At 69.8% G+C, this 20,719-nt stretch carries 18 protein-coding genes; 6 read left to right on the plus strand and 12 right to left on the minus strand.

The annotated features are described in order from the left end of the window. On the minus strand, positions 1-465 hold the full coding sequence (locus tag LG391_RS04675; RefSeq protein ID WP_225767637.1) for a YaiI/YqxD family protein: 465 nt from the start codon (positions 463-465) through the stop codon (positions 1-3). A gap of 108 nt (positions 466-573) precedes the next feature. Here LG391_RS04675 and LG391_RS04680 point away from each other — a divergent pair, with 108 nt between their 5' ends. The 3 genes from LG391_RS04680 to LG391_RS04690 all read left to right on the plus strand — a co-directional run bounded on the left by LG391_RS04680 (position 574) and on the right by LG391_RS04690 (position 5,142). Beyond that, a complete protein-coding gene (locus LG391_RS04680; protein ID WP_225766820.1) occupies positions 574-1,653 on the plus strand; it encodes a DNA topoisomerase IB in 1,080 nt (359 codons plus the stop codon). 391 nt (positions 1,654-2,044) lie between these two features. After that, positions 2,045-3,787: an ABC transporter permease subunit gene (locus LG391_RS04685; protein WP_225766821.1), complete on the plus strand. Its 1,743-nt coding sequence runs from the start codon at positions 2,045-2,047 to the stop codon at positions 3,785-3,787. An 11-nt stretch (positions 3,788-3,798) separates the two neighbouring features. Beyond that, positions 3,799-5,142, plus strand: coding sequence for an AAA-associated domain-containing protein (locus LG391_RS04690; protein ID WP_225766822.1), 1,344 nt, complete (start codon positions 3,799-3,801; stop codon positions 5,140-5,142). Between the two features lie 107 nt (positions 5,143-5,249). Here LG391_RS04690 and LG391_RS04695 read toward each other — a convergent pair whose 3' ends face one another. The 9 genes from LG391_RS04695 to LG391_RS04735 all read right to left on the minus strand — a co-directional run bounded on the left by LG391_RS04695 (position 5,250) and on the right by LG391_RS04735 (position 15,708). Continuing rightward, positions 5,250-6,461, minus strand: coding sequence for an aminotransferase class V-fold PLP-dependent enzyme (locus LG391_RS04695; protein ID WP_225766823.1), 1,212 nt, complete (start codon positions 6,459-6,461; stop codon positions 5,250-5,252). Positions 6,462-6,627: 166 nt separating this feature from the next. Then, positions 6,628-7,095 (minus strand): RidA family protein, encoded by a 468-nt coding sequence (locus LG391_RS04700; protein WP_225766824.1) that lies wholly within the window; start codon positions 7,093-7,095, stop codon positions 6,628-6,630. A 2-nt stretch (positions 7,096-7,097) separates the two neighbouring features. Next, positions 7,098-8,108: an ABC transporter ATP-binding protein gene (locus tag LG391_RS04705; RefSeq protein WP_225766825.1), complete on the minus strand. Its 1,011-nt coding sequence runs from the start codon at positions 8,106-8,108 to the stop codon at positions 7,098-7,100. Beyond that, positions 8,105-9,118 (minus strand): ABC transporter ATP-binding protein, encoded by a 1,014-nt coding sequence (locus tag LG391_RS04710; RefSeq protein WP_225766826.1) that lies wholly within the window; start codon positions 9,116-9,118, stop codon positions 8,105-8,107. Before LG391_RS04710 ends, LG391_RS04705 begins: the two co-directional genes overlap by 4 nt. Next, the gene (locus LG391_RS04715; RefSeq protein ID WP_225766827.1) at positions 9,115-10,269 is read right to left on the minus strand and encodes an amidohydrolase/deacetylase family metallohydrolase; all 1,155 of its coding nucleotides are present in this window, start codon (positions 10,267-10,269) and stop codon (positions 9,115-9,117) included. The genes LG391_RS04710 and LG391_RS04715 overlap by 4 nt, the downstream gene beginning before the upstream one ends. Continuing rightward, complete coding sequence (locus LG391_RS04720; protein WP_225766828.1) at positions 10,269-11,138, minus strand: ABC transporter permease; 870 nt, start codon at positions 11,136-11,138, stop codon at positions 10,269-10,271. The genes LG391_RS04715 and LG391_RS04720 overlap by 1 nt, the downstream gene beginning before the upstream one ends. Then, complete coding sequence (locus LG391_RS04725; protein ID WP_225766829.1) at positions 11,138-12,079, minus strand: ABC transporter permease; 942 nt, start codon at positions 12,077-12,079, stop codon at positions 11,138-11,140. Before LG391_RS04725 ends, LG391_RS04720 begins: the two co-directional genes overlap by 1 nt. Positions 12,080-12,494: 415 nt before the next feature. Further along, positions 12,495-14,018, minus strand: a complete 1,524-nt coding sequence (locus LG391_RS04730) for an ABC transporter substrate-binding protein (protein ID WP_225766830.1) — start codon at positions 14,016-14,018, stop codon at positions 12,495-12,497. A gap of 166 nt (positions 14,019-14,184) precedes the next feature. Then, positions 14,185-15,708, minus strand: coding sequence for an ABC transporter substrate-binding protein (locus LG391_RS04735; RefSeq protein ID WP_225766831.1), 1,524 nt, complete (start codon positions 15,706-15,708; stop codon positions 14,185-14,187). 226 nt (positions 15,709-15,934) lie between these two features. Between LG391_RS04735 and LG391_RS04740 the strand changes: the two genes are divergently transcribed. Then, positions 15,935-16,729, plus strand: coding sequence for an IclR family transcriptional regulator (locus tag LG391_RS04740; protein ID WP_225766832.1), 795 nt, complete (start codon positions 15,935-15,937; stop codon positions 16,727-16,729). 9 nt (positions 16,730-16,738) lie between these two features. Here the strand turns inward: LG391_RS04740 and LG391_RS04745 are convergent, their stop codons facing one another. Then, positions 16,739-16,969, minus strand: coding sequence for a hypothetical protein (locus tag LG391_RS04745; protein ID WP_225766833.1), 231 nt, complete (start codon positions 16,967-16,969; stop codon positions 16,739-16,741). Between the two features lie 437 nt (positions 16,970-17,406). Here LG391_RS04745 and LG391_RS04750 point away from each other — a divergent pair, with 437 nt between their 5' ends. Then, positions 17,407-19,437, plus strand: coding sequence for a calcium-binding protein (locus LG391_RS04750; RefSeq protein WP_225766834.1), 2,031 nt, complete (start codon positions 17,407-17,409; stop codon positions 19,435-19,437). Between the two features lie 158 nt (positions 19,438-19,595). Beyond that, entirely contained in the window at positions 19,596-20,333 is a 738-nt protein-coding gene (locus LG391_RS04755) for a serine protease (RefSeq protein WP_225766835.1), read from the plus strand. A gap of 5 nt (positions 20,334-20,338) precedes the next feature. Here LG391_RS04755 and LG391_RS04760 read toward each other — a convergent pair whose 3' ends face one another. Next, the gene (locus LG391_RS04760) at positions 20,339-20,563 is read right to left on the minus strand and encodes a hypothetical protein (protein ID WP_225766836.1); all 225 of its coding nucleotides are present in this window, start codon (positions 20,561-20,563) and stop codon (positions 20,339-20,341) included. Between the last annotated feature and the right edge of the window lie 156 nt (positions 20,564-20,719).

A 20,719-nucleotide genomic window follows, 5' to 3' on the forward strand; every position in this document is an offset into this window, starting at 1 on the left:
TCAGGCCGGCCGGGGCGGCGGGCTGCGCCGCAGCCGGACCACGGCGGCGTCCAGCGCCGACAGGAAGGCGGATTTGTCCTTCCCCGACATCGGCTTGTTGCCGCCGCTGACGGTGCCCATGGCGCGCAGGTCGGCCATCAGCGCCCGGCTGGCCAGGGCCATGCCGATCGAATCCCTGGTGAAGGGCCGGCCGGTCGGGCCGATCACCGTGGCACCCGCCTTCAGGCAGCGGTCGGCCAGCGGGATGTCGGCGGTGACGACGATGTCCGCCGGGCCCGCGCGCTCGGCGATCCAGTCGTCGGCCGCGTCGAAGCCGTCGCTCACGATCACCAGCCGGATGCGCGGGTCGCGCGGCACCAGCACCCCGCCATTGGTGACAACGAACACCTCGAGCCCGTAGCGCTCGGCGACGCGGTAGATCTCGGCCTTCACCGGGCAGGCATCGGCGTCGACGAGGATGCGGATCGGGTCGGTCACAGGCGGCGGCGCGGTTGCGGTCGGGACCGGAACCATAGCGGCGGCGGCGCCGTTGGTCCAAGCGCTGTTCCCCGCCGAAGGACCCGCCCACCCCGAATGGCCGACACAGCCGCAGTCCCGGGCGCGCCGCCCAACCCGTCCCCGCCCGAGGAGGCCAAGGCCCACGGGCTGCGCTACGTCTCCGACACCGATCCGGGGATCCGGCGGCGCCGGTCCGGCAAGGGCTTCGCCTATAGCCTGCCGGACGGGCAGCCGGTGCGGGACCGGGACACGCTGGCCCGGATCCGCAAGCTGGCCATCCCGCCGGCCTACACCGATGTCTGGATCTGCCTCGACCCGCGCGGCCATCTGCAGGCCAGCGGGCGCGACCAGCGCGGCCGCAAGCAGTACCGCTACCACCCGCGCTGGAAGGAGGCGCGGGCGGAAACCAAGTACAACCGCATGGTCGCCTTCGGCCGCGCCCTGCCCCGCATCCGCAAGCAGGTCGACGCCGATCTGGCGCAGCGCGGCCTGACCCGGGCCAAGGTGCTGGCCGCGATCGTCCGCCTGCTGGAGGCGACGCTGATCCGCATCGGCAACGACGAATACGCCAGGACCAACAAGAGCTTCGGCCTGACCACGCTGCGCAAGCGCCATGTCGACGTCGAAGGCGGCGCCGTGCGCTTCGAGTTCAAGGCCAAGAGCGGCCGGCTGCACCGCGCCGCCTTCCGCGACCGCCGCATCGCCCGCATCGTCCGGTCCTGCCAGGACCTGCCCGGCCACCGGCTGTTCCAGTATGTCGACGACGAGGGCGAGCGGCATTCGGTCGGGTCGGACGACGTCAACGAGTATCTGCGCGAGATCTCCGGCCAGGACTTCACCGCCAAGGATTTCCGGACCTGGGCCGGCACGCTGCTGGCCGCGAAGATCCTGGCCACGGAGTCGGAGCCGGACGCGCCGCCCACCAAGGTCGCGGTGGTGCGCTGCATCGAGCAGGTGGCGGTGCAGCTGGGCAACACGCCGGCGGTGTGCCGAGCCTGCTACGTCCACCCGGGCGTGGTCGGCGCCTTCCTCGACGGCGATCTGGCGGCGACCCTGCGCTGGCCGCCCGGCGACGATCCGGACGGCCGCCGCGGCGAGGCCGCGCTGCTGCGCTTCCTGAAGCGGCTGGAGGCCGCGCCGGCCGGCCGCGCATGACCCCTTCCTTACAAATCGTACAGGACCGGAAAACGGCTTGACCGTTTCGCTCCGCGGAGCGATATCGCCCTCGTCGGGACAAGCTCCCCGACGCAACCAAGGACCCACCGCTCCGATGAGCACGCCCAGTCGACCTAGCGCGACCTTGCCGGCGCCGACGCAGCGAGCCTGACCCCCGGGGTCCGGTTCACCCCGTCGCGCGGCCGGGCCGCGCCGGTGCGAGGTGAACCATGAAGCACCAGTCTTTCAACCATCGTCCGTCCTATCGGCGCGCCACCCTGGAGGGTGACGACCGAAGGCAAGGCTGACGCCGGCACTCCGCCGGCCGTTCCGCACCGCGCGTCCCAACGACGCGCGGCGACCGCGACTGCCTGCCTTCCGGACGGACATCATGGCCTTTCACACTCCCGCCCTCACGGCGGAGCGTCCCCGCGCCTTGCCCAATCTCTGGGACCTGGTGGCGTTCTCTCTCGTCTTCGGCGCCATCGTGCTGGTCGCCCATGGCGGCCGCGCCACCCTGGCGCCGCTGGCCGGCCTCGAGCAGACGCCGATCTCGCTCGACCCGCTGGCCCTGCCCGACTACGCGCTGCGCACCACCCTGCGCATGCTGGCGGCGATCGTCGCCTCGCTGGTCTTCACCTTCGTCTACGCCACCGCCGCGGCCAAGAGCCGGCGGGCGGAGATGGTGCTGATCCCGCTGCTCGACATCCTGCAGTCGGTGCCGGTGCTGGGCTTCCTGTCCTTCACCGTGGTCGGCTTCATGGCCCTGTTCCCGGGCCAGGTGCTGGGCGTCGAATGTGCCGCGGTGTTCGCCATCTTCACCTCCCAGGCCTGGAACATGACCTTCAGCTTCTACCAATCGCTGAAGACCGTGCCGCGCGACCTGGACGAGGCCAGCCGCAGCTTCCGCCTTTCGTCCTGGCAGCGCTTCTGGCGGCTGGAGGTGCCCTTCGCCATGCCCGGTCTGGTGTGGAACACCATGATGTCGATGTCGGGCGGCTGGTTCTTCGTGGTGGCGTCGGAGGCGATCTCGGTCGGCGACACCACCATCACCCTGCCCGGCGTCGGCTCCTACGTCGCCCGGGCGATCGACCAGCGCGACCTGGCCGCCGTCGGCTGGGCCGTGCTGGTGATGGGGGCGGTGATTCTGGCCTATGACCAGCTGCTGTTCCGGCCGCTGGTGGCCTGGGCCGAGAAGTTCCGGTTCGAGCAGTCGGCCGGCACCAGCGCCCCCCGCTCCTGGCTGCTGACCCTGGTGCAGCGCACCCGGCTGTTCCAGCTGGCGCTGTCGCCGGTCGGCGTCCTGGTGCGCACCGTGTCGCGCCGACGCTTCGCTTTCATCCCGGCCGGGACCGTCGACGACGGCATGGTCGCCCGCATCTGGTCCAGCCGCTGGGCCGACTGGGGGTTCTTCGCCCTGCTGGCGGCGGCGATCGCCTATGCCCTGTGGCAAATCATCGGCTTCGTCGCGACGGAGCTGAGCTGGGGCGATGCCGGCGAGGTGCTGCTGCTCGGCGTCTACACCCTGATCCGGGTGGTGGTGCTGATCGCGCTGGCGACGCTGGTCTGGGTGCCGGTCGGCGTCTGGGTCGGCCTGCGCCCTCGCGTCGCCGAGCGGGTGCAGCCGCTGGCCCAGTTCCTGGCCGCCTTCCCGGCCAACATCGCCTTCCCCTTCGCGGTGGTGGCGATCGTCCGGCTGGGCCTGGACCCGGATGTCTGGCTGGCGCCGCTGATGGTGCTGGGCACCCAGTGGTACATCCTGTTCAACGTCATCGCCGGCGCCAGCGCCTTCCCGACCGACCTGAGGGAGGCGGCGGCCAGCTTCCGCATCGGCGGCTGGAACTGGTGGCGCAAGGTCATCCTGCCCGGGATCTTCCCCTACTACGTCACCGGGGCGATCACCGCCTCGGGCGGGTCCTGGAACGCCAGCATCGTCGCCGAGGTGGCGAGCTGGGGCGACACCACCCTGACCGCCCACGGCCTCGGCGCCTACATCGCCCAGGCCACCAGCGCCGGCGACTATCCGCGCATCGTGCTCGGCATCGCCGTGATGTCGGTCTTCGTCACCCTGTTCAACCGGCTGCTGTGGCGGCCGCTCTTCACCTACGCCGCCCGCCGGCTGCGCCTCGACTGAGGGCCACGACCATGTACCAGACCATTGCCCACGCCCCGACCACCTCGGTCGCCAACGACAACCCCGTCCTGATCGACATCGCCGGCGTCCGCCAGGCCTATCACAAGGGCGACAGCGCCGACCTGCTGGTGCTGGACGACGTCTCTCTGACCATCCGCGAGGGCGAGATCGTCGGGCTGCTCGGCCGCTCCGGTTCCGGCAAGTCCTCGCTGCTGCGGATCATCGCCGGCCTGGTGCCACCCAGCGCCGGCAAGGTCAGCTGGTGCGGCCGGCCGGTCGAAGGTCCGTCCGAGGGCCTGTCGATGGTGTTCCAGAGCTTCGCCCTGTTCCCCTGGCTGACCGTGCTGCAGAACGTCGAGATCGGGCTGGAGGCCCAGGGCATCCCGGCCACCGAGCGGCGGCGCCGGGCGCTGGAGGCGATCGACCTGATCGGCCTGGACGGGTTCGAGAGCGCCTATCCGAAGGAGCTGTCGGGCGGCATGCGCCAGCGCGTCGGCTTCGCCCGCGCCCTGGTCGTGCATCCCCGTCTGATGCTGATGGACGAGCCGTTCTCGGCGCTGGACGTGCTGACGGCGGAGACGCTGCGCACCGACCTGATCGACCTGTGGATGGAGGGCCGGCTGCCGATCAAGTCGATCCTGATGGTGACGCACAACATCGAGGAGGCGATCCTGATGTGCGACCGCGTCCTGATCTTCTCCTCCAACCCCGGCCGGGTGGCGGCGGAGATCCGCATCGACCTGCCGCATCCGCGCAACCGCCTGGACCCTGAGTTCCGGCGCATGGTCGACGACATCTATGCCCGCATGACCAATCGCGGGCCGGCAGAGAAGGCCGGGCCGAAGGCGGGATTCCACGGCACCGGCATCGGCATGGAGCTGCCGCATGTCTCGACCAACCTGATGTCGGGCCTGATGGAGGCGCTGGCCGCGCCGCCCTATAACGGCCGGGCCGACCTGCCGGACCTGGCGGCAACCCTGCAGATGGAGGCGGACGAGCTGTTCCCGATCGCCGAGACGCTGCAGTTGCTGCGCTTCGCCGATCTGGCCGACGGCGACATCCACCTGACCGAGCAGGGCCGGCTGTTCGTGGACTCCGACGTCGACCACCGCAAGCGGCTGTTCGCCGCGCATCTGCTGGCGCATGTGCCGATCGCGGCTCTGATCCGGCGGGTGCTGGACGAGCGGCCGAGCCATCGCGCCCCGCGGCTGCGCTTCAGCGAGGAGCTGGAGGATTTCATGTCCGAGGACCGAGCGGAGGAGACGCTGCGCGCCGCCATCTCCTGGGGCCGCTACGCCGAGCTCTTCGCGTATGACGGCGAAAGCGGCCAGTTCAGCCTGGAGGATCCGGTGTAAGGGCACCGGCCGTCCAGGATCCGTAGGTTGGGTTCGCCATGGCGAACCCAACACCGGCTCGGGCGGTTGAATGTTGGGTTCGCATTCGCGAACCCAACCTACGTCTCCTATCGCGGGAACCGCAGCAGCGATTCCAGACCCTTCCGTCCCCGGGCCAGCAGGCGGTCGCGGGCGTCGCCCTGGGGCGGGTCGCCGGCGGCGCCGCGCAGCACCGCCAGCAGCCGCTCCAGCACGACCTGCGCCTCGCCGTCATGCTGGTTGCAGGGGTCGAGGTAGAAATAGCCGTGCTCGACCTCGTGGTCGCGCACGATCACCGGCGGGTCGCCGGCCGCCAGCCGGTCGGCCACGTCCCAGGCAGCCAGCCCCGCCTTGGCGGGGTCGATCGTGACCCGCAGCCGGTCCAGCGGGTTGTCGGTCGGGTCCGGCTCGACCACTGCGGTCACGCCGGGCAGCCCGGCCAGGCCCTCGCGCCACAGCTTCAGATGGCCGTCCTCGCGCGCCCGCGCCGCGGCGTGGTCGCGCGTCTCCCAGGCGCCGAGCGCGGCGATGGTGCCGACCACGCCCTCCTTGCCGACCTTCATGCCGCGGCCGATGCCGCGGTTCTGCAGGAAGGCGGCGCGCACCAGATCCTCGCGCCCGGCGACGATGCCGGCGGTCGGCCCGCCGAGGAATTTGTGCGCGCTGTAGATCGCCAGGTCCGCGCCCCGGGCCAGGAAGCCGGTCAGGTCGTATTCCGAGGCGGCGTCGACGATCACCGGCACGCCCTTGGCACGGCAGATCTCGGCGAACTCCTCGAGCGGGATCTGGCCGTATTGCACGACATGATGCGAGACGACGTAGAGCGCCGCGGCCGTGCGCTCGGTGATCGCCCCGTCCAGCTGGTAGCCCGCGGCCGAGGTGGCGGTGCCGACCGGCACCACCCTGGCGCCGGCCAGCCGCACCGCCTGGTCGACCGGGGCGCCGTAGCTGACCATGTGGCCAACCTGCAGCAGCACCTCGGTCCTCGGCAGGCCGGTGGTGTCCGGCAGCCGCTCGATCGCCAGCAGGTCGTCGCCGGTCATGGCGCCGGCCACGGCCAGGCTGATCCCGGCCGAGGCCGAGGCGGTCACGAAGCCGGCCTCGGCGGCGCAGGACTTGGCGATCCGGGCGCTGGCCTTGCGCTGCAGGTCGGTGATCTCGACGAATTGCGGCAGGATCTCGGATACGGCCTGCACCGCCTCCGGCACCACGATCGAGGCGCCCAGCGAGGTCATGGTGCCTGAGACGTTGATCACCGGGCGCAGGCCCAGGCGGCGGCGGATATCCTCGTTCGACTTCATGGCTGCACTTCCTCGGACGGGCTGGCGGACGGGATGGGTTCTGGCGCTACTCCCCCGCTGTCATTGCCGGGCTTGACCCGGCAATCCAGAAGATGTCGAGACCCTCTGGATGCCCGGGTCAAGCCCGGGCATGACAATAGGCGGAACCGGGTCAAGTCCATCGGCATCACCGCGCGAATTCGACGACGGCTTCGATCTCGACGGTGATCTGGCGCGGCAGCGATCCCATGCCGACGGCCGATCGGGCGTGGCGGCCGATCTGGGGCCCGAACACCTCGACGAAGAGGTCGGAGCAGCCGTTGATCACCTCCGGATGATGCTCGAACTCCGGCACCGCATTGACCATGCCGAGCAGCTTGACGATGCCGGTGACGCGGTTCAGGTCGCCCAACGCCTCCTGCATCACCGCCAGCAGGTTGATACCGGTCAGCCGGGCGTGGCGGTAGGCCGTCTCGCGGTCGACCGTGGCGCCGACCTTGCCGCGGTGCAGGGTGCCGTCGGCCTCCAATGGTCCCTGCCCCGACAGGAACAGCAGCTGGCCGGAGACCCGGTGGGTCTCGAAATTCGCGACCGGCGGCGGCGCCTTGGGCAGCGTGATGCCGAGCGCGGCAAGGCGGTCGTAGACGTTGGGCATGGTCAGTCCGTCGTTTGGTCGTTCAGTTCGGCATCGCGGATGCAGGCGACGAAGCGGCCGGGCTCGCGCTCGGCCAGCGGTGGCACCGCCCGGGCGCAGGCTTCGACCGCCATCGGGCAGCGGGTGCGGAAGACGCAGCCAGAGGGCGGCGCGATCGGGCTCGGGATATCGCCCTTCAGGATGATGCGGTCGCGCTTCGCCCGCGGGTCCGGCACCGGCGCGGCCGACAGCAGGGCCTTGGTGTAGGGGTGGCGCGGCCGGTCGTAGACCAGGCGGGTCGGCCCCTTCTCCATGATCCGGCCGAGATACATCACCACGATCTCGTCGCAGAGATAGTCGACCACGGCGAGGTCATGGGCGACGAACAGCAGCGTCAGGCCGAGGTCGCGCTGGATGTCCTGGATCAGGTTCAGCACTTGGGCCTGGACCGAGACGTCGAGGGCCGAGACCGGCTCGTCCGCCACGATGAAGTCGGGCTCCACCGCCAGCGCCCGGGCGATGCCGATGCGCTGGCGCTGGCCGCCGGAGAATTCGTGCGGGAAGCGGCGCTGATGGTCGGCGTTGAGGCCGACGCGCTCCAGGAGTTCGCCGATCCGCTGGCTGCGGCGGCCTTTCGCGAGGCCGTGCGTGTCCAGCGCCTCGCCCAGGATCTCGGCCACGCTCATGCGCGGGTTGAGGCTGGCATAGGGGTCCTGGAACACGATCTGCATGCGCCGGCGCCAGGCGCGGAACTGCTTCTCCGGCAGCGCCGTGACGTCGGTGCCGTCGAACAGCACGCGGCCGCCGGTCGGCTCGATCAGCCGCAGCACGGCACGGCCGGTGGTGGTCTTGCCGGAGCCGGATTCGCCGACCAGCCCGACGATGCTGCCGCGCCGGATCGACAGGCTGACGCCGTCGACCGCGCGGACGACGCGGCCGCCGCCGATCGGGAAATGCACCGACAGGTTCTGCACATCGAGCAGCGGCGCGGCGGGATCGGCTTGAGGAGCAATGCGGAGGGCGGCGGCGGTCACAGCTGGTCGGTCCTCCGGCAGCGGGAGCGGTGGCCCGGCTGCACCGCGGCGAGGTCCGGCACCGCAGCCTCGCAGGGCGCTTCGGTCAGCGGACAGCGCGGGGCGAAGGCGCAGCCGGGCGGCAAGGCCATGACGCTGGGCACGGTGCCCGGGATCGGCTGCAGCCTTGCGTCGTCGTGCCTTCCGCCGGTGCGGGCGTTCGGGATGCAGGACAGGAGGCCGCTGGTATAGGGGTGGCGCGGCCGGTCGAACAGCTCGAGCACCGGCGCCTCCTCCACCACCCGTCCGGCATACATCACCGCCACGCGGTGCGCGATCTCGGCCACCACGCCCATATTGTGGGTGACGAACAGGATCGACATGCCGATCTCGGCCTGCAGCCGGCGCAGCAGGTCCAGGATCTGGGCCTGGATGGTGACGTCCAGCGCCGTGGTCGGCTCGTCCGCGATCAGCACCGACGGGTTGCAGGACAGGGCCAGCGCGATCATCACCCGCTGGCGCATGCCGCCCGACATCTGGTGCGGATAGTCGTCGAGGCGCGACGCCGCCGCCGGGATCTCCACCAGCTCCAGCATCCGCCTGGCCCGCGCCATCGCCTCGGCGCGGCCGACGCCCTCATGCAGTTGCACCGCCTCGGCGATCTGGTCGCCGACGGTGAACAGCGGGTTCAGGCTGGTCATCGGCTCCTGGAAGATCATCGCGATCTCGGCGCCGCGCAAGCGGCGCAGCAGCGCCTGGGAGGCGTGCGCCAAGTCGTGCGTCGTGCCCTTGCGGTCGCGGAAGCGGATGGCGCCGCTCTCGATCCGGCCGGCCGGCTTCGGCAGCAGTCCCATGATCGACAGGCTGGTCACCGACTTGCCGGAGCCGCTTTCGCCGACGATCGCCAGCGTCTCGCCGCGCGCCAGGTCGAAGGTCACGCCGTCGACCGATTTGGCGACGCCGTCCCGGCTGTGGAACCAGGTCCGCAGATCCTCGACCGCGAGGACGATATCGCGGGTGGACGCACTCATTCGTGCGCCGCCGGGTCGAACAGCCGGGCCGCCGCCACCGATTTGGTGCCGAGCACGGCGTGGCGCGGCGCGAACAGCCGGTCGAGCGTGGCGCTGTCGCCGGAGGAATCCGGCAGCGTCACCGACGCATCCTCCAGCCCGAAGACGGTGAAATCCGCCTCTGCCCCCACCCGCAGGTTGCCTTCCCCCGCCAGCCCGATCACCGAGCGCGGGCGGGTGCTGGCGGCGGCCACCACCTCGGCGAAGGGCATGCCGACGGCCAGCAGCTTCGACATGGTCGTCGCCATGTCCCAGACCGGACCTTCGATCGAGCGCAGATGCAGGTCGGTGGAGATGGAGAAGGGATAGAGGCCGCGCTCAATCCCGGCCCGCGCCACCTTGAAGGAGAAGGAGGCGCCGCCATGGCCGACATCGAGCCGCACGCCGGCCTCGGCCACCTGCCTGGCGATGCCGAACAGCTCCTCGTCCTCCAGGATGTTGCCGCCCGGCTTGCCGTGGAAGCAGTGGGTCAGCACGTCGCCGGGGGTCAGCACCGCCAGCACCTCCTCCAGCAGCGGCGGCGGCTCGCCGACATGGACCATCAGCGGCAGGCCGCTGATCTTGGCCACCTTCTTGGCGATCTTCACCGGGGTGATGCCCCAGGCGCCGGTGACCGTGCTGCAGGCCCGGCACTTGATGCCGCGGATGATGTCGCGGTTGGCCTCGATCACCTTCAGCGTGCGGGTGATGTCGATCGAGCGCTGGTCGATCAGCTCGCTGACCCGGTTGCAGGCGACGAGGCCGATCGAGCCGATGTTGAGGAAGGCGACCACCCGCTCCGCTGCCGGCTCGGCGATGAACTCGCGGAAGCCGACGAAGTTGCCTTCTCCGGAGGAGCCGGCATCGACGATGGTGGTGACGCCATGCGCCAGCCCGCCCTGGGACGGGCGGATCGAGATGTCGGTGCCGCCGTGATAGACATGGGCGTGCAGGTCGGCCCAGCCGGGCGACACCCAGCCGCCACGGCCGTCGACGATCTCGGCCCCGGCGGGGGCGTTGATCCCCTGCCCCACCGCGGCCACCCGGCCATCGGCGATCAGGATGTCGATCGGGGTGTCACCGGGGTGATCGGGGAAGCCGACCGGGCGGGCGGCGCGGATCAGGACGGGCATCACAGTTCCTTGCGCAGGCGGGGGTCGAGGATGTCGCGCAGGCCGTCGCCGACCATCTGCAGCGACACCACCGACAGCACGATGGCGAGGCCGGGGAAGACCATCATCCAGTCGGCCGTGCCCATATATTGCTGGCCGGCATTGATCATGGTCCCCCAGGTGGGGATCTCGGGCGAGACGCCGACGCCGAGGAAGGACAGGCCGGCCTCGGCCAGGATGGCGTAGGCGAAGATGAAGGTGCCCTGCACCAGGATCGGCGACCACAGGTTGCGCAGGACATGGGCGGTGACGATCCGCCAGGTGGAGACGCCGAGCGCCCGCGCCGCCTCGACGAAGGGCAGCTCCCGGATCACCAGGGTCGAGGCGCGGACGATGCGGGCCAGCCGCGGCGTGTAGACGATGCCGAGCGCGACGATGACGTTGACCAGCGACGGCCCCAGCGCCGCGACCAGCGAGATCGCCAGCAGGATGTCCGGGAAGGCCATCATCGCGTCGATCACCCGGGCCACCACCTTGTCGGCCGGCCGGAAGAAGCCGGCGACGAGGCCGAGCACGATGCCCAGCACCGAGGACAGGACGACCACCGCGAAGCCGACGAACAGCGACAGCCTTCCGCCATAGACGGCGCGGGTGAAGACGTCGCGGCCGAACTCGTCGGTGCCGAACCAATGCGCCGCGCTCGGTGGTTTCAACCTGTTCACGATCGACAGCTTCTGCGGCGCGTAGCCGGTGATCCAGGGCGCGAAGGCCGCGGCCAGGACCAGCACGACCAGGATCGCCAGCCCGATCATCGCGGTCTTGCGGCGCAGCAGCAGGCGGGCGAGCTTCATGCGCTCGCCGGCCATGGAGGCGGAGGCGGTCGCGGCCATCAGGTGCGCACCCTCGGGTCGACGAAGAGGTAGAGGAGATCGATGGCGAGGTTGATCAGGACATAGAGCGCCGCGATCACCAGCAGCGCCCCCTGGATCACCGGGTAGTCGCGCCGCAGCACGCCGTTGACCACGAGATTGCCGACGCCCGGCAGGCCGAACACCGTCTCGGTGACGACCGCGCCGGAGACCAGCAGCGCCGTGGTCAGGCCGATCACAGTCAGGATCGGGATCAGCGCATTCTTGAGGGCATGCTTCAGCACCACCCGCCGCTCCGGCAGGCCTTTGGCCCGGGCGGTGCGGACATAGTCGTCGTTCAGCACGTCCAGCATGCTGGCCCGGGTGAAGCGGGTGATGAGGGCGGAGTTGACGAGGCCCAGCACGATCGCGGGCAGCACCAGGTGGCTCATCCGCTCCAGGAAGGTGGCGCCCGGCCCGCCATAGCCCGCCACCGGGAACCAGCCCAGCTTGACCGCGAAGACCTGCATCAGGATCAGCCCTAGCCAGAAGCTGGGGATGCTGGCGGTGAACATCGACAGGGTCAGCACCGATTGGTCCAGCGCCGAGCCGCGCCAGACCGCGGAGGCGATGCCGACCGGCAGCGCGATCGCCACCGCGATCAGGATCGACAGGACGGTCAGCATCAGCGTCGGCTCGGCCCGGTCGCCGATGGCGCTCAGGACCGGCTGGTTCAGGAAGATCGACTGGCCCAGGTCGCCGACCGCGATCTGGCCGAGCCAGGTGACGTATTGCACCGGCAGCGGCTGGTCGAGACCGAGCTTGGCCCGCAGATCGACCACGTCCTCCGGCCGCGCGTCGGGGCCCAGCATCACCGCGGCGGGGTCGCCCGGCGTCACCCGGATGATGACGAAGACGACCGTCGCCACGATGAACATCACCGCGACCATGCCGATCAGGCGATTGACGATGTAGGAGAGCATGGCGGTCAGCGCGCTCCGAGGAGCATGGAAGGCCTCTCCTCTCCTGTCATTGCCGGGCTTGACCCGGCAATCCAGGGGCCACCAAGAGCGGCTCTTGCCGCCCTGGATCCTCGGATCAAGCCCGAGGATGACAATAAGGAGGAATCGTAGGTTGGGTTCGCGACAGCGAACCCAACGCGATGCGGGGCGGCGGGATGTTGGGTTCGCCGGGGCGAACCCAACCTACGAGCGCCTGGATCGGCCGGCGCCGCCCCCTCACCCTCCCGGCCCAAGCGGGCCGGGCCCCTCCCTCTCCCCAAGGAGAGGGGAACTTCACCTCTCCCCCGGGGAGAGGTCGGAACCGCGGCAGCGGTTCCGGGTGAGGGGGTGGCACCGGCCCATCCGCCGACAGCGCCTTGAGACACCGGCACGGCCCTCACTTCTCCACCCAGGTGTTCCAGAAGGACGGCCAGGGCGACGGGTCGTAGCCCTTCAGCTTCGGCGACTTGGCCGAGAGGGCGTTGAAGTCGCCGACCTTGATGAACGGCACCTCGGCCATGATCGCGGCCTGGACGTCCGCGTAGAGCTTCGCCCGCTGTGCCGGGTCGGACGCCGCGTTGAAGGCGTCGAAGGCGGTGCGGCGGCGCTCGGTCGACCACCAGCCCGGGCCGCTCTCGGACATGCCGAGATTCAGCGCCGGCTCCGGCAGGAACGGGCTGTGTGTGAAGAAGATATCCCACAGCGCCGGGTCGTTGCGGCGCTGGGTCAGCGTCGCCCAGTCCGACACCTGCAGGTCGACCTTGAAGCCCGCCGCCTTCAGGTACTCCGCCGCCACCAGCGCCATCTTGTAGTGGAACTCGTATTGCTGGCTGGTCAGGATCCGGATCGGCTCGCCGGCATAGCCGGCCTTCTCCATCAGCGCCTGCGCCTTCTCCGGGTTGCCCTGGTCGTAGGTGTCGACCCCGGCGTCGTTGCGCCAGGGGAAGCCCTCCGGATACATGGCGCCGTCGACAGTGAAGAATTCCGGCTTGCCAAAGGCGGCCAGCATCATGTCGCTCTCGCTCAGCGCCGCCTGTACCGCCTGGCGCAGCTCCGGCTTCGCCAGCGGCCCCTGCCTGGTGTTGAGCATCATGATCGGGTAGCCGAAGGACTTCAGGATCACCGGCTCGGTGGTCGAAAGGCCGGTCAGCTTGTCGTAGGATTCGACCGGCAGCAGGTCGGAGAAGTCGTACTGGCCGGAAATCGCGCCCTCGATCCGGGTGTTGGCGTTCGGCACCGGGAGGAAGCGGATCTCGTCGAGATACGCCGTGCGCCGGCCGGCATAGCGGCTGGGCTCTTCCGTCCGGGCGGCATAGCCGTCGAAGCGGGTCAGCAGGATGTACTGGTCGGGCTTGCGCTCGGCCAGCTTGTAGGGGCCGGTGCCGACCACATCGGTCAGCGGCTCGTCCATATGCGCCTTGGGCATGATGACCGCGGCGCTGTTGTTGAAGGCCAGCAGCGACAGCAGCGGCGCATAGGCCTGCTTCAGCGTGATCCGGACCGAGAGGTCACCGGTCGCCGTCACGCTCTCGATCATCGGCGCCGCCTGCTTGCCGCGTGAGGCCACCCGCATCCAGCGCTCCAGCGAGGCGACGACGTCGGCCGCGGTCAGTTTCTCGCCGTCATGGAAGGTGACGCCGGAACGGATCTTGATGTCGTAGGTGCGGCCGTCCGCGGAGATCGCCGGCATCGCCTCGGCCAGCAGCGGCTGCAGCCGCCATTCCCCGTCGAAGGTGAACAGCGTCTCGTAGATATGCTGGGTGATCATGCCCAGCAGGTCGCCGGTGTTCGCCATCGGGTCGAGCGTCGGCGGCTCGCCGATGGTGGCGACGTCGATCTTGCCGCCCTTCACCGGGTCGGCGATGGCCGCGCCCGGCACCAGGGCGGCGGCCACGAGGAGGGAGAGCAGCAGGCGGCGCATCGGCTGGCTTTCGGTTCCTTCGGTTGACGGCGGCTCTCCCCCTCACCCTCCCGCCGCCTTCGGCGTCGGGCCCCTCCCTCTCCCCGAGGAGAGGGAATTCACCTCTCCCCCGGGGAGAGGTCGAAATCGCGGAGCGATTTCGGGTGAGGGGGTGTCTCAGCCGCCGCTACTTCTCCACATAGGCGTTCCAGAAATACGGCCAGGGGGCCGGGGTCACGCCCTGCAGCGTCTTGGCCTTGGCCGAGAGGGCGTTGAAGTCGCCGACCTTGATCAGCGGCACCTCGTCGGCCATCACCTGCTGCACGCCGGCCCACAGCTTCACCCGCTCCTCCTGCGTCAGCGCCTGGTTGAAGGCGCCGACCGCCTTATCCTTGGCCGGCGTGTCCCACCAGCCGGGCGAGCCCTTGGCCAGGGCGCCGATCAGCGCCGGCTCCGGCAGGAACGGACTGTGGCTGATATAGATCTCCCACAGGGCCGGATCGGTCCGGCGCTGGGTCAGCGTCGCCCAGTCGGTGACGTCGAGCTGGACCTGGAATCCGGCGGCCTTCAGGTATTCCGCCGCGACCAGCGCCATCTTGTAATGGAACTCGTATTGCCGGCTGGTCAGGATCCGGATCGGCGTCTGACCGTCATAGCCCGCCTCCTCCAGCAGCTTCTGCGCGCCCTCGGCATCGCCCTTGTTGTAGACCTCGGTGCCGACCTCGGTCCGCCAGGGGTAGCCCTCAGGGTACATGGCGGCGTCGAGGGCGTAGAAGTCGGTGCTGCCGAAGGCGGCGGCCAGCATGTCCTCCTCGTTCAGCGCCAGCTGCACCGCGCGGCGCAGCTTCACGTCGCTGAGCAGGCCCTGCTTGGTGTTCATGACGAAGACGGGCCAGCCGAAGGGCTTCAGGATGATCGGCTCCGACGCGCCGACCTTGACCTTGTCGAAGGATTCGACCGGCAGGGAGTCGGTGTAGTCGTACTGCCCGGCCACCGCGCCCTCGACCCGGGTGTTGGCGTTCGGCACCGGGGTGAAGCGGATCTCGTCGAGATACTGCTTGCGGGCGCCGCCATAGCCGTCCGGGTCGCCTTCGCGCGGCTTGTAGCCGTCGAAGCGGACCAGCTGGATGTACTGGTCGGGCACCCGCGCCTTCAGCATATAGGGGCCGCTGCCGACGATGTCCTTCAGCTCCGGCGCGATCTTTTCCGACGGCAGGATCACCGCGGCGCTGTTGTTGAAGGCCAGCAGGGCCAAAAGCGGGGCGAAGGGCTGCTTCAGCGAGATCCTGATGGTCGAGGCGTCGACCTTCTCGATCGCCTCGATGTTGGCGGCGGCCAGCTTCCCGCGCGATGCCACCTCCGTCCAGCGCTTCAGCGAGGCGGCGACGTCGTCGGCGTCCAGCGCCGAGCCGTCGTGGAAGGTTAGGCCCTGGCGGATCCTGATGGTGTAGACGCGGCCGTCGGCGCTGATCTCCGGCATCGCATCGGCGACCAGGGGCGTGACGTTCCAGTTGGCATCGAAGGTGAAGAGCGTCTCGAAGATGTGCTGGGTGATGATGCCGACCAGATCGGCGGTGCTGACCATCGGGTCCAGCGTCGGCGGCTCGCCGATCGTCGCCACGGTGATCGCCCCGCCCTTGGCCGGGGCGGCCGTGGCGCCGGACGAGACCGGCAGGATCGCGAGCGCCACCAAGCACAGGATTCGCAGCATTGACTCCCCCTGTCGTGAGTCTCTAATATTCCGTTATTAGGAAGTAACATCTTCCGTTGCGGAATACGCTAGTGCTATCATGACCGGGACGTCAACCCTGTCCGATCAGGTCGAATGGCGGAATCGCTCGGCGATTGACCGCAATGCGGGACAAAGCCTAGCTTCAAGCCTGTGAGGGCTATACCACTCGGCCGGAGCACCGGCCGGGACCAGACGGGACGGGATCATGGCGGAAGCAGCGGCGGCCAAGGCCGAGAAGGCGAGCGAGCGCAGCCGGGTCAGCGGCATCGAGCGCGCAGTGCAGATCTGCGACCACCTGCTGGCCGTGGGTCGCCCCCTCACCGCCTATGACGTGTCGAAGGCGCTGGGCGCGCCGATGTCGACGATCTACGGCGTGGTGGATTCGCTGCTGCGTCAGGACCTGCTGTCGCGCGACGGCGACGGCCTCCTGTGGTTCGGCCCCCGGCTCTACCATTACGGCCTGGCCTATGGCCGCAGCCTGAACCTCCTGGAAACGGCGTCGCAGGAGATGCGGGAGCTGAGCCGCCTGCTGGGCGAGACCGTCCAGGTCTGCGGCCGCGACGACGGCCATATGGTGGTGCTGGCGATGGCCGAGCCGCCGGGGCATTTCCGGGTCTCGTCCAAGGTCGGCACCCGGGTGCCGCTGAACTGGACCGCCTCCGGCCGCCTCCTGATCGGCCACCTGCCCTGGGCCGAGCGGATCGAGCTGATGCGCCGCGCCGCCCAGCCCTCCCCCACCGGCATGGCCGAGACCGACCCGGAGGCGCTGTGCCGGGCCGGCGAGACCGCGCTGGCCGAAAAGCTGGCGATCCAGCTCAGCGAATCCGACTTCGCCGTGGCCTGTATCGCCGCGCCGATCTGCACCCCGAACGGCGATTGCGAGGCCACGATCAGCGTCGTGCTGCCGGAGCAGAAGGCACGCGAACGCGAGCGCACCTACAGTGTCGCGGTGCAGGAGGCGGCCAGCCGGATCGAGCGGCTGCTCGGCTGGACCGCCTGAGGCCCTGACCTAACGGCGCCGGGCGGCGAGGTCGCGGACGACCGGATCCACCATCTGATCGAAGGCCGCCGCCTCGGCCACCGCGGTGCGGAGCGCGCGCCGCTTCTCCGCGACATAGGCCGCGCCGGTGATGCCGGACGGAGCTGCCGGGTCGTCGTGGCGGAAGGCCTGCCGCGCCCGGCTGGTCGCCCGCGCCGCGTCCTTGGCCCGCGCCACCTGGCGCGTGAAATCGCGATCCATGGCGATCTCTCCTGGTTCGGGATGCGGGACACCGCATCCGGTCGACGTCGGTGATCGGAAAACGCGCATGACGGCGACCGTGTTCCCAGGCAGATCATGTCCGATGCCGATCCCGGCGAGCCATCGGCATGAACTGATCCTCGTTCAATTCACCCCGTCTGAATTGACATCGAAGAACAAGCCATGCCGAGCATGGCTCAATTCCTACCATCACCTCTGCCATACATCGTACATATCAATGTCGTATGCGCATGATGATATCGATCACACAAAGTTTTACTTAAATTTCAAGATCACACGACCGGTTAATGTCCGACGATCGGACGACTGATCAACAACCACCACAAGCGCATTTTTGTTGAACATCCTGAGAAGAAATGCCCAACTGTGACGCCCTCTTCATATCGGGCCCATTTTCATATAGGGGGAGGAATTTCATGGCCACTTTTGACGGCTCTAACAACGCCGAGATCATACCGAACCTCGTCATCGGACCCGTCCAGGCGATCGGGAACGACTTCGTCAACGCGCTCGGCGGCGACGACGTCGCCATCGGCTGGTCCGGCGACGACGTGATCCGCGGCGGCGCGGGGGCCGACGTGATCATCGGCGGTCTGCTCAACGCCGCCGGCGTCATCACCCTCTCGGGCATCGATGCGGCGGACTACACCACCTCGGTCGACGGCGTGACGGTCGACCTGTCGGTGCTGGTCAGCCTGACCCTGCCGATCCTGGGCATCAACATCCAGCTCACCGGCGCCTCGCAGGGCTTCGGCGGCGACGCCCAGGGCGACTACCTGGTCGGCATCGTCAACTTGATCGGCTCCAACACCGGAGGCGACAATCTCAGCGGCAGCGCCGCGGCGAACACGCTGAACGGCCAGGCCGGCGACGACACTCTCGACGGCCAGGGCGGCAACGACATCCTCCTCGGCGGCGTCGGGGACGACCTGCTGGTCGGCGGCGGCGGTGCCGATTCGCTGCAGGGCGGGGCCGGCACCAACGACACCGCGGATTATTCCGGCTCCGCCACGCCCGTGACCGTGAACCTGACCACCGGCACCGGCAGCGGCGGCGACGCCCAGGGCGACACCCTGACCGGCATCGAGCGCGTGATCGGGACGGCCGGGAACGACAACCTCACCGGATCGGCGGGCAACGACACGCTCGTCGGCGGCGCCGGGGCCGACACCCTCACCGGCGGCGGCGGCGTCGACACGGCCGACTACTCCGGCTCCGGCGCCGGCGTCGATGTCGATCTGCAGAACGGCACCGCCAGCGGCGGCGACGCCGAAGGCGACACGCTGAACGGCATCAGCAACCTGACGGGCACCGACTTCGTCGACCACCTCTACGGCAACGCGTCGGCCAACACCATCCTCGGCCTCGACGGCAACGACACGCTCCGCGGCGGCGGCGGCGGCGACGCCATCGACGGCGGGGCCGGCTCGGACTTCGCCAACTACCAGGGCTCGGCGGCCGCGGTCTCGGTCAACCTGCTGACCGGCGCCACCAGCGGCGGCGACGCGGCCGGCGACGTGCTGACCAATATCGAGAACCTGTACGGGTCGAGCTTCGACGACACCCTGACCGGCGACAACGCGCGCAACATCCTCGGCGGCGAGATCGGCAACGACACGCTCGTCGGCAATGGCGGCGACGACGCGCTCTCCGGCGAGGACGGCAACGACAACCTCGACGGCGGCGACGGCAACGACCGCCTCGTCGGCGGCGCCGGCAACGACATCGCCAATGGCGGGGCCAACGCCGACTCGGTCGACGGCGGCGCCGGCGACGACACCATCAACGGCGATGCCGGGGCCGACGCGCGCGCCGGCGGCGCCGGCACCGACACGATCAACGGCAAGGACGGCAACGACATCGTCAACGGCGGCGCCGGGGCCGACGCGATCGACGGCGGCGCCGGCATCGACACCGCCTACTACATCGACAGCGCCTCGGGCGTGACCGTCAACCTGACGGCGGACACCGCCTCAGGCGGCGACGCCACCGGCGACACACTGGACAATATCGAGCAGCTCTACGGCTCGAACTTCGTCGACACGCTGACCGGCGACACCGGCAGGAACCGGCTCTGGGGCAATGGCGGCGACGACGTGCTGACGGGTGGCGCCGGGGCCGACACGCTGAAGGGCGGCGCCGGCAACGACAGCTTCGTCTACACCGCGGTCGGCGACAGCACCCTCGCCGCGGCAGGCCGCGACACGATCGAGGACTTCTCGACCGGCGACCGGATCGACCTGTCCGCGATCGACGCCAACGGCTCGGGCGGGGCCTTCACCTTCGGCACCGGCAACTTCACCGGTGTGGCCGGAGAGCTGCGGGTGGTGGCCATCCCCCACGGCTACCAGGCGGTCTATGGCGACACCAACGGCGACAAGGTCGCCGACATCGCCATCGTCGTCCTGTCCGACCACACCCTGACCGCCAGCGACTTCGTGCTCTGAGTCCCCTCGGGCACAGCCCCGCCCTGCTCCGGCAGGGTGGGGCTTTTTTGTCCTGCTCCCCGGCGGCGGTACGCGCAGCTTGGCCCGGGCCGGTGCTGTGGCGGATACTCCGCTTCGGCAGGCCGGCCGGGACCGGTCGCGGGAGAGGCGGAACGGGGATGCGGCTCACATCAGCTCTGCTCGCGGGCGCGCTTCTCGCTCTCTCCGCCCTGGCCGCTTCGGCCGCCGCCCCGCTGCTGCCGGGGCTCGGTCCCGACGATCGGCGCGTGCCGGTGGACGGCACCGCCGCCCCCTGGCGCAGCCTGACCAAGGTGCAGACCGGGATCGGCGGCCGCTGCACCGGGGCCCTGATCGGCCCCCGCCGCGTGCTGACCGCGGCGCACTGCCTGTTCAACCCGCGGACCCAGCGCTTCCTGCCGGCCTCGTCGCTGCATGTGCTGTTCGGCTACGAGCGCGGGGAGTTCCTCGAGCACGCCCTGGTCACCCGGGTGATCCGTGCCGACGCCTATGACCCGCAGCGGCCGCGCGAGGACTATGCGGCGGATTGGGCGATCCTGGTGCTCGCCGCCGATGCGCCGCCACAGGCGCCGCCGCTCCTGGTCGCGGATGCGATGCCGCAGCCGGGCACGGCGGTCGTTCTGGGCGGCTACAGCCAGGACAAGGCGCAGATCATCACCGCCGACACCGCCTGCATGGTGCTGGGCACCGACCGCACGACCAAGGGGCCGGTGCTGATCCACGACTGCAACGGCACCCGCGGCACCAGCGGCAGCCCGCTGCTCGAGCTGCGGGACGGCGACTGGCAGGTGGTGGGCATCGCCGTCGCTGGCTCGATCGACCGGCTGGCCCTGAACTTCGCGGTCCCGTCCTCCGCCTTCGCCGCCGAGGTGCGGTAGCGGCGTCAGCCCTTCTCCTGCCGCCGGTCGCAGACGACCTTGAGATAGCGGCCCTCGCCCAGCTCAGGCCCCAGCGCGGTGCCGGCCAGCATCGCTTGGCCGGTGAAGCCGCAGCCGAGCGGCGACGGCGCCGCCGGACCGGCGACGACATCGACCGCGGTGTCCCGGTTGCAGTCGCGCTGCGGCATCGCCGTGGCGCAGACGAGGATGAGGGTCGTGAACATGTCCATGATGCTTCCGCTCCCTGGGTTGCGCACCACCCCGGGGCTTCCTCCGGCACATTGGTCCTGGATCGACAACCGATCCGCGCGAAGGCTGGTTTCCTCCGCGGCCGCGATGATCGCCTTCACGACGTAGGTATTGTGCACCGCAACATAGACGGGGGC

Source organism: Inquilinus sp. Marseille-Q2685 (genome assembly GCF_916619195.1).
Classification (GTDB): Bacteria; Pseudomonadota; Alphaproteobacteria; order DSM-16000; family Inquilinaceae; genus Inquilinus.

Excerpts from the sequence above, each read along its gene's own strand:
- LG391_RS04720 (WP_225766828.1), bottom strand. The coding sequence starts at position 11,138 with ATGGCCGCGACCGCCTCCGCCTCCATGGCCGGCGAGCGCATGAAGCTC.
- LG391_RS04730 (WP_225766830.1), bottom strand. The coding sequence starts at position 14,018 with ATGCGCCGCCTGCTGCTCTCCCTCCTCGTGGCCGCCGCCCTGGTGCCG.
- LG391_RS04750 (WP_225766834.1), top strand. The coding sequence starts at position 17,407 with ATGGCCACTTTTGACGGCTCTAACAACGCCGAGATCATACCGAACCTC.
- LG391_RS04735 (WP_225766831.1), bottom strand. The coding sequence starts at position 15,708 with ATGCTGCGAATCCTGTGCTTGGTGGCGCTCGCGATCCTGCCGGTCTCG.
- LG391_RS04680 (WP_225766820.1), top strand. The coding sequence starts at position 574 with ATGGCCGACACAGCCGCAGTCCCGGGCGCGCCGCCCAACCCGTCCCCG.
- LG391_RS04745 (WP_225766833.1), bottom strand. The coding sequence starts at position 16,969 with ATGGATCGCGATTTCACGCGCCAGGTGGCGCGGGCCAAGGACGCGGCG.
- LG391_RS04755 (WP_225766835.1), top strand. The coding sequence starts at position 19,596 with ATGCGGCTCACATCAGCTCTGCTCGCGGGCGCGCTTCTCGCTCTCTCC.
- LG391_RS04700 (WP_225766824.1), bottom strand. The coding sequence starts at position 7,095 with ATGCCCAACGTCTACGACCGCCTTGCCGCGCTCGGCATCACGCTGCCC.
- LG391_RS04685 (WP_225766821.1), top strand. The coding sequence starts at position 2,045 with ATGGCCTTTCACACTCCCGCCCTCACGGCGGAGCGTCCCCGCGCCTTG.
- LG391_RS04715 (WP_225766827.1), bottom strand. The coding sequence starts at position 10,269 with ATGCCCGTCCTGATCCGCGCCGCCCGCCCGGTCGGCTTCCCCGATCAC.
- LG391_RS04725 (WP_225766829.1), bottom strand. The coding sequence starts at position 12,079 with ATGCTCTCCTACATCGTCAATCGCCTGATCGGCATGGTCGCGGTGATG.
- LG391_RS04760 (WP_225766836.1), bottom strand. The coding sequence starts at position 20,563 with ATGGACATGTTCACGACCCTCATCCTCGTCTGCGCCACGGCGATGCCG.
- LG391_RS04690 (WP_225766822.1), top strand. The coding sequence starts at position 3,799 with ATGTACCAGACCATTGCCCACGCCCCGACCACCTCGGTCGCCAACGAC.
- LG391_RS04740 (WP_225766832.1), top strand. The coding sequence starts at position 15,935 with ATGGCGGAAGCAGCGGCGGCCAAGGCCGAGAAGGCGAGCGAGCGCAGC.
- LG391_RS04695 (WP_225766823.1), bottom strand. The coding sequence starts at position 6,461 with ATGAAGTCGAACGAGGATATCCGCCGCCGCCTGGGCCTGCGCCCGGTG.
- LG391_RS04710 (WP_225766826.1), bottom strand. The coding sequence starts at position 9,118 with ATGAGTGCGTCCACCCGCGATATCGTCCTCGCGGTCGAGGATCTGCGG.